The sequence below is a fragment of the Fibrobacter sp. HC4 genome, assembly GCF_023373925.1.
Lineage (GTDB): Bacteria > Fibrobacterota > Fibrobacteria > Fibrobacterales > Fibrobacteraceae > Fibrobacter.
This window is the reverse complement of the sequence record NZ_JALCZV010000004.1, coordinates 69,334-81,756: the sequence shown is the minus strand read 5'-3', so window position 1 is coordinate 81,756 and position 12,423 is coordinate 69,334. Positions and strand designations below refer to the sequence as shown.

Below are 12,423 nucleotides of genomic sequence, written 5' to 3'. Positions count from 1 at the left end.
AAAAGGAACTTTCTCTCCCAGTATACAATAATACGATGTGGAATAGTAAAAAGCAACAACATTATGGGGGAGTCGGGTGAATTCGTTGTATGTTTTAACAACAGGTTTTTGGTGTAAAAGTTCCCGAAATGTTTTTTTTTCGCTTAAATGTGGACTATTCGTCCACGCTGCCTATTTTTTTTGAATGTGTTTTTACGTCAGGACTAGGTAGTTTAATAGAAAAAAGAAAAGGATTTGGTTTATGAAAAAGTACATCACTATTGCAATTGCTGGCCTTGCGGCAGCTACCATTTCCCATGCAGCCCTTGCCGATGGCGGTGCCAAGTTTCTTGGCAATATCACCACTAAAGGCGAAATTCGCAGTGATATGGGTACCTACTGGAATCAGATTACGGCTGAAAACGGCTGTAAGTGGGGCTCTATCCATTCTCTTGACGCACAAGGGAAAAGTCAGTTTGCGTGGGATAACTACGACAAGTGTGAAGGAGCCTATAATTGGGCCAAGGAAAAACCGGGTGAACGTTTCTTCAAGTTCCATGCCCTGGTTTGGGGTTCCCAGTATCCCAGCTTCCTTTGCAAGGCCAAGAACTCCAGCATCACCGTAGAAAAGACCAAGCAGTACATCACTGAATGGTTCGATGCTGTTGCAGCCAAGTTCCCTGATCTGGAATATATCGATGTGGTGAACGAAGCTATTTGGTCTGGTAACAATTATCATTCCGGCTATAAGCTCCCTGCTACGGGCGCCGAAGGCGTCAGCACCGACGATGCTGCTTGCGGTGGCTCCTATATTATCGAAGCTCTTGGTGGTGATGATGTTGTCAATGGCAAGCATCAGTATAACTTCATTACAACGGCCTTCAAGATGGCCCGTGAACGTTGGCCCAAGGCTGTTCTGATTTACAATGACTACAACACCTTGCATTGGCAGAAGGATGAAGGTATTGAACTGGTGCAGACCATTCTTAAGAATGGTGCTCCTGTAGATGCCTATGGTCAGCAGGCTCACGATGCCGGCGACTTCCCCGATGCAGAAAGCTTCAAGAATGTCCTGACTGAAGTTTACAATGGTGTTAAGATTCCTCTGTTCATCACCGAATATGACATCGGTGAGGCTGATGATAACAAACAGAAAAACATTATTGCAAACCAGATTCCTTTCCTGTGGGAAACCGAATGGATTGCCGGCATTACCATCTGGGGTTACATCAATGGTTCTACCTGGCGTCAGAATACTGGTATCATGAATTCCGACGGATCGGATCGTGCATCCATGAAGTGGCTCAAGGAATACTTTGCCGCAAATCTGGACAAGGGCCAGAACACCACCGGAATGGGTGGCGGAGTGCCTGTGGACCCCGTGGCCCAGCAGCCGTTCCATGAAGTTGCCATGACCGTGCCTGGCAAGGTGGAAGTGGAAGACTTCGACATTTCCGGCAAGGGCAAGGATCCGGAGACTGGCGCAAGCAACGCTTCCTACTCAGACAAGTCTTCCGAAAACGCAGGCAAGTCCACCTACCGTAGCAATGACGCCCCCTCTGTAGACCTTTACGACGAAGGTACCGGCGTTGTTCTTGGCATGACCCAGGCCGGTGAATACCTGGAATACACCCTGGACTTTGCTGAAGGCGACTATGAAGTGGTTGTAAACGCTTCTTCCGGTAACGCCACCTCCGCTTTCCAGCTCTACATCGACGACAAGAAAGTCGGTGATGAAGTGAAGATGGAACAGACCGGCGAGGGCGACTGGAGTAACTACGTTGACGTCGCTGTGAAAATCGGCAAGGTTTCTGCAGGCAAGCATGTGTTCAAGCTGGAAATTACCGGCGACTACGTGAACATCGACTACTTCAATTTCAAGGCGGATGGCGTCGATGCCGTGCTTGCTAGACCGGCGATGAAAAAGGTCCGTGCCGATTACGATGTATTCGACATGCAGGGCGTTTTCGTTGGCCGCCTCAGCGCCTACTCCATCGGTGAGGCCGTGTCTATCGTAAAGAACAGCAAGACTATCAAGGCGAACGGCATTTTCCACGTTCGTGCAGTAAAGTCTAACGTTTCCCGAACGGTTCGTATTACCAGGTAGCTGGTCCTACCCTCTGTTCACAATCCTATTGAGGCGACCCCTTGTTGACAAGGGGCCGTTTTTTTTGTTGGCTTTTTACACACTTTAGCCCCCTTTTTACACGAAAAACGGCGTTTTTGAGCGAATTTCGCCATGGATAAAATGTCCATGGCATTTGATTTTCGTGGTGGAATGTTCCATCCTGGACGATATAGTTTTATGGGCATCGGGGGGATTAACCCCTGACAATATAGGATGTGGATTATGAATAAAATTTTCTCTCTCGTTGCCGCCGGTCTTACCGCTGCATCGATCTCCTATGCAGGCCCGGGTATTGCCGATGGCGCTGCAAAGTTCGTGGGTAACATTACCCAGTCTAACACCGCTCCCGGTCCCAACGATGAATTTACCAAGCTCTGGAACCAGGCCACAGCCGAAAACGGCTGTAAGTGGGGTTCTATCGAAGGCCAACGTGGTAAGTATAACTGGGCTGGCTGCGACGCCGCCTACGATTGGGCAAAGAATAACGGTGGCCACTTCAAGTTCCACGCTCTCCTCTGGGGGTCCCAGTATCCCAGTTGGCTCGAATCCCTGAGTGTTGACGATACCAAGAAAGCTATTACCGCATGGTTCGATGCTGTCAAGGCTCATTACCCCGATATCGAAATGATCGATGTTGCCAACGAAGCTATCCGTACCGGTAACGGCCAGTACCATTCCAACTATACCAAGACCAAGATTATTCAGGCTCTGGGTGGCGACAACAACGGCGATTACCAGTTCTTGACTACCGCTTTCAAGATGGCTCGCGAACGCTGGCCCAAGGCAATCCTGATCTATAACGACTATAACACCATCCAGTGGAATGTGGACCAGGGCATTGACCTGATCAATACCATCCGTAAGAATGGCGCACCTGTTGACGCATACGGCCTTCAGGCTCATGACTTGATGAGCACTGGTGGTGGCTACAACGGCACCGGTGGTGGTGGCAACTGCCTCAACTACAACACCTTTAAGTCCACTATGGAAAAAATCCATAGCAAGACAAACAACTTCCCGATTCTCATTTCTGAATACGACGTTCCTTCTACCGATGACAACATCCAGGAACAGTGCTATAAGGAACAGTTTGCATACTGGATGGAAGATCCCAATGTCGCAGGCATCACCATCTGGGGTTACATCTATGGTCGTACATGGCTCGACTGTAACGGTCAGGCAAGCGGTTGTTCCGGCTTGATCAAGAACGGCCAGGATCGTAAGGCCATGACCTGGATGAGAAACTACTTGAAGTCCAACAAGGGCGTGAACACCACTGGCCTTGCAACAGGTCTTGTGGCAGAACCGGAACCGCAGACTCCGTTTGGCGGCAAGGCTGCAACCATTCCTGGCAAGATCGAAGCTGAAAACTTTGATGAACCGGGTATTGGCGCAGGCAATGATTCCTACTACGATACCGACAGCGGCAACAACGCCTGCGCAGAAAACAATCCTGCACTGGCTTCCGACTGCAAGTCGAATTATCGTAAGGATGCTTCCGTTGATATCAAGACTTCTGGCTCTGGCTACGTAATCGGTTGGGGCGCAACTGACGAATGGCTGGAATACACCGTGGACGTTGTCGAAGTTGGTACATATTCCCTGTTCGTTGCAGCTTCTTCTGGTAACGGCGGCAGCTACAAGCTTTCTGTCAAGAATTCCGATGGTACTTTCTCTGACCTTACCGAAACCATCAAGGTCGCTGCAGGTGCCAATGAAGATGACTACAATAGCTTTGCAAAGAATGCTGTCAATGTGAATTTCAAGAAGGCTGGCAAGCAGATCGTTCGCTTCACCATCGTTGAAGGCTACGTAGACTTTGACTATATGACCTTCGTTGCTGGCGCCGACGCAACTGACCCGGAACCGATTTCTTCCTCTGCTGTAGAAGCTCCTGCCTCTAGTGATTCTAAGACTCCTGATGTTGGCGACAAGGAAAGCTTCGTGCAGAACCTCAAGATGGAATTTGAAACCCTCCAGAAGTTCGACGTATTCGATATGCAGGGTTCCTTCATGGGCCGTCTCAATGCCTACAGCTTTGACCAGGCAATCAATACCGTCAAGGAAAGCGATGTCAAGTTTGCAAAGGGTGTCTACTATATCCGCAACAAGGATACCAAGCAGATGACTTCCTTCACCATCGCTCAGTAAAGTTTGGGACTTCGGTCCTCAAGAATCCTAATCCAAAACACCAAACAAAGGGCCCCGTGGCGTATGTCATGGGGTTCCTTTTTTTAAGATCTCTGAGCTTGCAGAAGTGGATTCATCACTTTATACAAACAGATCGCTATAAAAATCATCAAATTTTATATATTAATTATAAGGATTGGTATAATTGATAGAGTGAAAATCCTTTAAACTACGGACTTTTTTCAAAAAATGCAACTTTTTTACCTTGAAACAGTCTCGATTTTCTTCTAAATTTTGCCTCGCATTGTCCGGGACGGAGCTGTTTCGGAACATTAACGAAAAACACAAAGGATTTACATGAAGACCATTACGGTAAACCCGAAGAACGTCGAACGCAAGTGGAAGCTTGTGGACGCCGCCGAAAAGCCGATGGGCCGCGTAGCAAGCGAAGTTGCTCGCCTCCTCATGGGTAAGCATAAGGCCATCTTCTCCCCGAACGTCGACACTGGCGACTTCGTGGTTGTGATCAACGCTGAAAAGGTTGCAGTTACTGGCAACAAGAACCTGAAGAAGGAATACTTCCACCACACCGGTCACATCGCTGGTGAACGTTGGATCAACTTTGCCGATCTCCAGGCTAAGCACCCGACTGCTCCGCTGGAAGCTGCCATTTGGGGCATGCTGCCGCACAGCGCTCTCGGTCACAAGATGATCAAGAAACTCAAAATCTATGCTGGCGCCGAACATCCGCACGCTGCACAGAATCCCGAAGTCGTAGACTTGTAATTTTAGAACGGAGGATACCTCTATCGCTACCGCAAAGAATAAGAAGATCTACCGCGGCACTGGCCGTCGCAAGAACGCTATCGCCGCTGTGATTTTGAAGCCGGGTACCGGCAAGCGCACCATCAATGGTCGTGATTTTAAGGATTACTTCCATTCTGAAGTGCAGAACATGATTGCAAATCTTCCGTTCGCCATCCTCGGCAACGCTGAAGAATGGGACGTCGAAGTTACCGCTCGTGGCGGTGGCATCGCTGGCCAGATGGGCGCTGTCCGTCTCGGCATCTCCCGCGCACTGGTTGCTAACGACGCAGAATGCAAGCCTGCCCTCAAGAAGGAAGGCCTCATGACTCGCGACTCTCGTGCTGTTGAACGTAAGAAGTTCGGCCGCAAGAAGGCTCGTAAGCACTTCCAGTTCTCCAAGCGCTAATCGTTACGATTTTGCTTGGAAATTGCAAAGGCAATTTCAGGAAGCTCCCGCTCGGCGGGGGCTTTCTTTTTTCTCATGGGAAAATGAAAATCGCCCCTATTTTCTACCCTTTTAGCCTTTCCTCTTTAACCTCTAACCTTTAATCTTTCCCCTCTTTTTGCTATCTTTACGCCCACTCGGGCAATTACGCCTGGGGAAATAAACAATCACTGGTCTCGTAAGAGCCGCTTCGGTGGTACCAAGGTACTTTGCGGCTTAATTACCGACCGGGTAGAAATAACCGAAAAAAGGAATACTACTATGGCAAATCTGCCTTCTGTTGAAGACCTGCTCGCTGCAGGTTCCCACTTTGGCCACCAGACTCAGCGTTGGAATCCGAAGATGAAGCCCTACATCTTGGCTGAAAAGAACGGCATCTACGTTCTCAACCTGTCCAAGACCCGCGACCTCCTCGAAGCCGCTGCTGCAGCTGCTAAGAAGATTTCTGAATCTGGCAAGACCGTGCTCTTCGTTGGTACCAAGCCGACTGCTCGTCAGTGCGTGCTGGATGCTGCTGGTTCCTGCAACCAGTTCTCCGTTACCAACCGCTGGCTCGGTGGTATGCTGACCAACTTCCAGACCGTTCGTAAGTCCATCAAGAAGATCGACAAGATCGACACCATGGAACAGGATGGTACTTTCCAGGTTCTTTCCAAGAAGGAAGTTCTGGACAAGACCCGCGAACGCGCTAAGCTCCTGGACGTCTTCGGTGGCATCCGCGAAATGGTGAACCTTCCTGGCCTCATGGTCGTGACCGACCTCGCTCACGAAAAGATCGCCGTTGCAGAAGCTCGCCGTCTTCACATTCCTATCATCGGCATTTGCGATACCAACGTTGATCCGACTCTCGTCGACTTCCCGATTCCGGCAAACGACGACGCAGTGAAGTCCATCAAGCTCATCGTTGACTACATCGCTGCTAACGTTGCAAAGCGTTCTGTCGATAAGAAGGACAAGGAAGAAGCTAAGAAGTTTGACAACGGTGAGGACAAGTAATCATGGCAACTATTACCGCCTCTCTCGTTAACGAACTCCGCCAGAAGACTGGCGTGGGCATGATGCAGTGCAAGAAGGCCCTCACCGAAACTGACGGCGATCTGGACAAGGCTGTTGAACTCCTCCGTAAGCAGGGTGCTGCTGTTGCTGCAAAGCGCGCAGACAAGGCTGCCAAGGAAGGCCGCATCTACCTCATCGAAACTGCTGACAAGGCTGCTGCTTTCGAACTGTCTTGCGAAACCGAACCGGTTTCTAACAACGACGACTTCGTTGCTCTCGCCAACATGGCAGTTAAGGCTGTTGAATCTCAGGCTATCGCTTCCGTCGAAGACCTGAAGAACGCAGTTGTCGATGGCAAGAAGGTGAACGACATCCTCCAGGACGTGCTCGTCAAGATCCAGGAAAACATCGACTTCCGTAAGTTTGCTGAACTCAAGAAGTCTGCAAACTCCGTCTTCGGTGTTTACAGCCACATGAAGGGCAAGATCGGCGTTATTACCGAACTCGCTTATGAAGGCTCTGCCGACGAAGCTGCTCTCAAGGCTGCTGCTAAGGACATCGCTATGCAGGCCGCTGCTTTCGCTCCGGTTGCATTGAACGACGCTGCAGTTCCTGCTGAAACTATCGAAAAGGAACGCGAAATCGCTCGCGCCCAGATCGAAGCTCAGGCTCAGGCAACTGGTAAGGCTACCAAGCCGGAATTCGTTGAACGTCAGCTTGAAGGCCGCGTTGCTAAGGTCCTCAAGGAAATCGTTCTCGAAGACCAGGAATTCTTCATGTCTGAAAAGAACCCCAAGAAGCTCAATGTCAAGGACTACCTCCAGGAAGTCGTTGCAAAGCAGCTTGGCCTCTCTTCCCTGAAGGTCGTAAACTTCATCCGCTTCGAACGCGGTAACTAATTCGCTTTTTGTCATCCCGAGCGTAGTCGAGGGATCTTGCGAAATAGAAAATGGCCGTCCCTTTGGGGGCGGCTATTTTTTATACCCTTCTTTTTACTACATTAGCCATGATTAAGTAATTGGAGCTTATTATGGCAAAGTTTAAGCGAGTTTTGTTGAAGCTTAGTGGCGAAGCCCTCGCAGGCGAAAAGGGCCATGGCATCGACAACGGTATTTTGACAGAAATGGCAAGCGAAATTGCTTCTGTCGTTAAGCAGGGTGTTCAGGTCGCTCTCGTGATCGGTGGCGGCAATATGATCCGCGGCGTGTCCGCATCAGCCGGTGGCATGAACCGTGCCCAGGGCGATGCCATGGGCATGCTGGGTACCGTGATGAATGGACTGGCTATGCAGGACGCCCTTGATAAGCAGGGCATCGACAGTGTGGTCATGAGCGCCATCCGTATGGAACCCATTTGCGAATTTTTTGATCGCCGTAAGGCTATCAAACTTTTGAATGCTGGTTCCGTGGTGATCTTCTCCGCAGGTACCGGCAATCCCTTCTTCACTACCGACAGCTGCGCCGCTCTTCGCGCCATTGAAAGCGAATGCGACGTGATCATGAAGGTGACCAAGGTGGACGGCATCTACTCCGCCGACCCCATGAAGGATCCTACTGCAACCCGCTTCGATGACATTACCTACCAGGAAGTTATCGCCCGCGGTCTTAAGGTGATGGACACTGCTGCAGTGGCCCTGTGCATGGAACACAATATGCCCATTTTCGTGTTCAAGATGGAAAAGGGCTGCTTGACTCAGGCCGCCGTTGAAGGTAATTTAGGTACACTGGTTCATTGTTAATGGAGTAAGAAGTGGTTAGTGTTTAGTGGTTAGTTTTGAGGAAAGATGAAACCTCCTGAACCACTGTTTACTAACCACTGTTTACTAACCACTAACTGCATTTCATATCTTTATTCTAAAAGGTTTTATTATGGCAGATTATCAAGTTAAGATGGACAAGGCTATTGAAGCTACTGAACGTGAATTCACCAAGATCCGCGCTGGACAGGCTTCTCCCGCTATCCTGAACGACATTCGTATCGACTATTATGGCACTCCCACTCCTATCTCCCAGGTGGCTAAGGTTTCCGTTCCGGAACCCCGTATGCTTCTGGTTGCTCCGTGGGAAAAGGCTCTGGTGGACCTGATCGAAAAGGCTATCTACGCAGCAAACATCGGTCTGACTCCCATGAAGGATGGCAACTCCATTCGCGTTAGCCTCCCGATCCTCACTACCGAACGTCGTCAGGAACTGGCTAAGGTCGCTCGCAAGCACGCTGAAGACGGTCGCGTTGCTATCCGCAACATCCGCCGCGATGCAAACGATGCCATCAAGAAGGACAAGGAAATGCCCGAAGACGAAGCCAAGAAGCAGCAGGACGAAATCCAGAAGGCTACTGACAAGGCTATCGCAAAGATTGACGCTCTCCTTGCTGCCAAGGAAGCAGACATCCTCAAGGTGTAATTGTCCTTTGTAAGGTAACGCGTGGCAAATCAGCTTAGACATGTAGCCATCATTATGGACGGTAATGGCCGCTGGGCCAAGAGCCGCGGCATGGAACGTTTCTTCGGCCATCGCAAGGGGACCGAGTCTACTATCGATGCCGTTGAAATGGGTGTGAACCTCAAACTGGAACACATGACTTTGTATGTCTTCAGTTCCGAAAACTGGGGTCGCCCCTCCAAGGAAGTGGATTATCTGATGAACCTTCTCATTGAGATGGTCGTTAAAGAAATCCCCGACCTGATGGAAAAGAACGTGAAGCTTACGGTCATTGGAAACATGGACCGTATTCCTGAGAAGCCTCGCGCGAGCTTGCAATCTGCAATTGATATTACTGCAAACAATACCGGCATGCAGTTGAACCTGGCTATCTCCTATGGTGGTCGTCAGGAAATCGTCGGTGCCGTAAAGTCCATTGCCGCCCAGGTTGCCGCAGGCTCCCTGTCCGTGGATGATATCGACGAAACCCTGTTTGCAAAAAATCTGTATCTGAAAGGCGCTCCCGACCCGGATCTGATTATCCGTACCGGTGGCGAATTCAGACTTTCCAATTATCTCCTCTGGCAGGCCGCCTATAGCGAATTCTACGTTACCGATACGCTCTGGCCCGACTTCACCAAGGATGAATTTATGCAAGCGGTTGAGTTCTTCAATACTCGCGAACGCCGCTTTGGGAAGGTTCTTCATGAGTAATTTGGCTCAACGTCTGATTACCGCGGTGATTGCAATCCCGCTGGTATTTTTCCTTTTGTGGTTTAACGATTTTTCCCGTGTCGGCCTGATGTGCTTCCTGGCCGGTGTTGGCGCCTGGGAATGGGCTGGCATGGCCACCAAGATGTACAAGGGACCTAACGTACGTTATCTCTCCTTTGCTTCTAGCCTTGCGTTGACTCTTGCCTGGGCTCTTTCCAAGGGTGGGTACTTTGGTCTTTCTGCCGTGCCCTATGTGGTGGGCATGACCGCCATGGTCATCTTTGCCGTCTACATCGGTGTGGCTTACGCCAAGGTTGAAATTGAAAACCTCTTCCCCTGGCTGGTAATGCAGCTGGCCGCACCTCTGTATGTGGGCCTCTGGGGTGGTATGAATGTCTTGATGATGGGCAATGGCCAGGGCTTTGAACATTGCTATGGATTTATCCTGGTCATGACCAGCGTGTGGCTCTGCGATACTGTCGCTTACTTCTTTGGAAAGTTTGCTGCAGGCAAGGGCCCCTTCGGTCGTCATCTCTTTGCTCCCAGCATCAGCCCCAAGAAAACCTGGGAAGGTTCCATTGCGGGTTCTGTTGCAACCATTGCATGGGTGGCCTACTGGGCAAACTGCAGTTCCGCCCTTGGCGCCTTCAATGTAAACATGGATTGGTGCAAGGCCATTATTCTTGGCGTCATGGTGACCGTGGCTGGTCAGGCAGGCGATCTTCTCATGAGTGCACTCAAGCGCTGGAGCGGTACCAAGGATTCCGGCAACTTGTTTGTGGGGCATGGCGGAGTCCTGGATCGCTGCGATTCCTTCTTCCTGGCAGCGCCGATGCTCTGGCTGTTGCTTGATTTCATGAAGAATCTTGCTTAAAAAATTGGAGGTGCAAACCTCCTTTTTTTATTATTGTTAGGTATAAAGGAGGATTTGTGGATACACCTATTGACATCAGGATGGCACTAGGTACCGACGTTGTCGGTATGATTCTTGTCGTCGTGATGATTGTGGGTAATGTCTGGAGATTGCGTCTAAAAACCAAGGAAAGCAAGCTGCTCATTGCGATGCTGCTATTCTGCTTTTTCAGTTGCCTTTCTGACCTTTTTGCTTATGCCGCCGATGGTTGTTCCTGCGTCTATGCTAAGCAGTTAGTGTATATCACGAACTCGTGGGTCTATGCCTCCAACTTCCTCTGTGCATACAGCTGGATGTCCTTCCTAAAGGAACATTTCCGTATGGAGTTGAATGGCTTCCTGAAATGTATCCTGCGGATTTCCATGGTCGTCTTGCCCCTGATGCTGTTGACGAATCTTTTTGTGCCGTTACTCTTTAGCGTTAACGAACATAACCGCTACGTTCGCTGTTTCGGCTACTGGATTTATATCTTTTTCAACTACAGCATCGTGGTTACATCCCTTACGCTCTACTATAAGAATTACAGGCAGGATGGCCTAATCCGATTTTTCCCCATTTGGTTTTACGCGATTCCGACTGTTGTGGCCATCGTGCTGCAGAGTATCTTCTACGGTGTGTCGTTGATGGCGCCTAGTTTTGCCGTCGCTATTGCGGGCGCGTTCTGTAGCCTGCAGAACGAACGCGTTTTCAGGGATTATCTGACCGGTCTTTTCAATCGCCCCTTCCTTGACTATGTGCTGTACCTGTACAATAACAAAAAGCGTCAGTCCAGCGGGATCATGGTCAGCCTTTGCGATTTTTCAAAAATCAATGACGAGTTAGGCCATAAGGTCGGTGACCGTGCCTTGTGCAATGCGGCCGATATCCTCCGTGAGTCTACGGGGCAGTGGGGTTCAATCCTGCGCTACTCAGGTGACGAGTTCATTATCATGGTCGATACGCATCACGATAACAGTATTGCCAACTGCGTAGAAAAAATCAGGATGAATGTGGAAAAGTTCAATCGCAATAGCGGTGAACCGTATAAGTTGACTGTCGCTATTGGCGTCAAGAAATATGCGGGAAGTTCCGAAAGCGTGGATTACTTCCAGGACTGTCTGTTGGCGGATATGAAAAAAGACAAGCGGCGTATAAAGGGGCTTGCCTTGTAGATATTGGGTTTCGCGGACAGGAAACGCAAACTATTAAAGAGTAATTAGGCCGTGTCAGGGAATCCTTGACGCGGCCATTTAAGTTTTCGCTACTTGATGTAATAGATGTAGTTTTCTTTGCGGGCCAAAGCCTGGGGAACAGGTGTCTGACGGTATCCTAGGGCCACGTGGCCGATGCCTTCGTAGTTGCCCTTGATGCCCAGCTTTTCTAGAATAGACTTTCCGAATTCGCTTTCGAATTCCTGTTTGGCGCGGTGGATCCAGACGCTGCCGAGGCCAAGGCTTGCGGCGGCATTCATCAGGTTTCCCATGACAAGACTGCCGTCGTTGATATAGGTTCCGGAGCCGTTGTTGGCATCCTTGTCTGCAATGACAATCAGGATTACAGGTGCGCCGTAGAAGGGGTCGAAACCTTCGTCCCAACCGCCGATCTTGCGGTTCTCTTCGGCGATCTGGTCGCGCATTTCCTTGTTGGTAACGGCAATGATGATGGAAGATTGCTGGTTCTTTCCGGAAGGGGCGAAGGTTCCTGCGCGAAGTACGGCTTCCAATTCCTCGTCGGTAATCATGTCGGGCTTGAACTTGCGGCAGCTGCGGCGAGTTTCCAGAGTTTTCAGGGTTTCGTTCATCATTGTCTTACCTATGGCGAAAAAGTTTTGCCGAGGGCCATTTGGCACCACGTTCATTATAAAAATAGCATTTTCAAATAACTGACTTTATAAAAAATGAAATTTATTTAA

Annotated in this window: 12 protein-coding genes; 11 read left to right on the top strand and 1 reads right to left on the bottom strand. The window is 49.8% G+C overall.

All coding sequences use genetic code 11. The features are described from left to right. The first annotated feature begins 241 nt into the window (after positions 1-241). From MMG03_RS03850 to MMG03_RS16040, 11 genes are all read left to right on the top strand, one after another. A complete protein-coding gene (locus MMG03_RS03850) occupies positions 242-2,086 on the top strand; it encodes a cellulase family glycosylhydrolase (protein ID WP_073285056.1) in 1,845 nt (614 codons plus the stop codon). Positions 2,087-2,329: 243 nt separating this feature from the next. Further along, positions 2,330-4,258 (top strand): endo-1,4-beta-xylanase, encoded by a 1,929-nt coding sequence (locus tag MMG03_RS03845; RefSeq protein ID WP_249505649.1) that lies wholly within the window; start codon positions 2,330-2,332, stop codon positions 4,256-4,258. A gap of 336 nt (positions 4,259-4,594) precedes the next feature. Continuing rightward, complete coding sequence (rplM, locus tag MMG03_RS03840; RefSeq protein ID WP_073161110.1) at positions 4,595-5,023, top strand: 50S ribosomal protein L13; 429 nt, start codon at positions 4,595-4,597, stop codon at positions 5,021-5,023. 22 nt (positions 5,024-5,045) lie between these two features. Beyond that, positions 5,046-5,450, top strand: coding sequence for a 30S ribosomal protein S9 (gene rpsI / locus MMG03_RS03835; protein ID WP_073161109.1), 405 nt, complete (start codon positions 5,046-5,048; stop codon positions 5,448-5,450). Between the two features lie 300 nt (positions 5,451-5,750). Then, entirely contained in the window at positions 5,751-6,485 is a 735-nt protein-coding gene (gene rpsB, locus MMG03_RS03830; protein ID WP_073161108.1) for a 30S ribosomal protein S2, read from the top strand. 2 nt (positions 6,486-6,487) lie between these two features. Beyond that, the gene (gene tsf / locus MMG03_RS03825; protein WP_101479871.1) at positions 6,488-7,384 is read left to right on the top strand and encodes a translation elongation factor Ts; all 897 of its coding nucleotides are present in this window, start codon (positions 6,488-6,490) and stop codon (positions 7,382-7,384) included. A gap of 131 nt (positions 7,385-7,515) precedes the next feature. Continuing rightward, entirely contained in the window at positions 7,516-8,223 is a 708-nt protein-coding gene (gene pyrH, locus MMG03_RS03820) for a UMP kinase (protein WP_073161106.1), read from the top strand. 130 nt (positions 8,224-8,353) lie between these two features. After that, complete coding sequence (gene frr, locus MMG03_RS03815) at positions 8,354-8,887, top strand: ribosome recycling factor (protein ID WP_073161105.1); 534 nt, start codon at positions 8,354-8,356, stop codon at positions 8,885-8,887. Positions 8,888-8,908: 21 nt separating this feature from the next. Next, positions 8,909-9,619: an isoprenyl transferase gene (locus tag MMG03_RS03810; RefSeq protein ID WP_073161104.1), complete on the top strand. Its 711-nt coding sequence runs from the start codon at positions 8,909-8,911 to the stop codon at positions 9,617-9,619. Then, the gene (locus MMG03_RS03805; protein WP_073161103.1) at positions 9,612-10,493 is read left to right on the top strand and encodes a phosphatidate cytidylyltransferase; all 882 of its coding nucleotides are present in this window, start codon (positions 9,612-9,614) and stop codon (positions 10,491-10,493) included. The genes MMG03_RS03810 and MMG03_RS03805 overlap by 8 nt, the downstream gene beginning before the upstream one ends. Before the next feature lie 56 nt (positions 10,494-10,549). Beyond that, the gene (locus MMG03_RS16040; RefSeq protein ID WP_139258445.1) at positions 10,550-11,683 is read left to right on the top strand and encodes a GGDEF domain-containing protein; all 1,134 of its coding nucleotides are present in this window, start codon (positions 10,550-10,552) and stop codon (positions 11,681-11,683) included. Positions 11,684-11,772: 89 nt separating this feature from the next. On the opposite strand, the gene MMG03_RS03795 is transcribed toward MMG03_RS16040, so the two are convergent. Beyond that, complete coding sequence (locus MMG03_RS03795) at positions 11,773-12,312, bottom strand: nitroreductase (RefSeq protein ID WP_346348700.1); 540 nt, start codon at positions 12,310-12,312, stop codon at positions 11,773-11,775. Between the last annotated feature and the right edge of the window lie 111 nt (positions 12,313-12,423).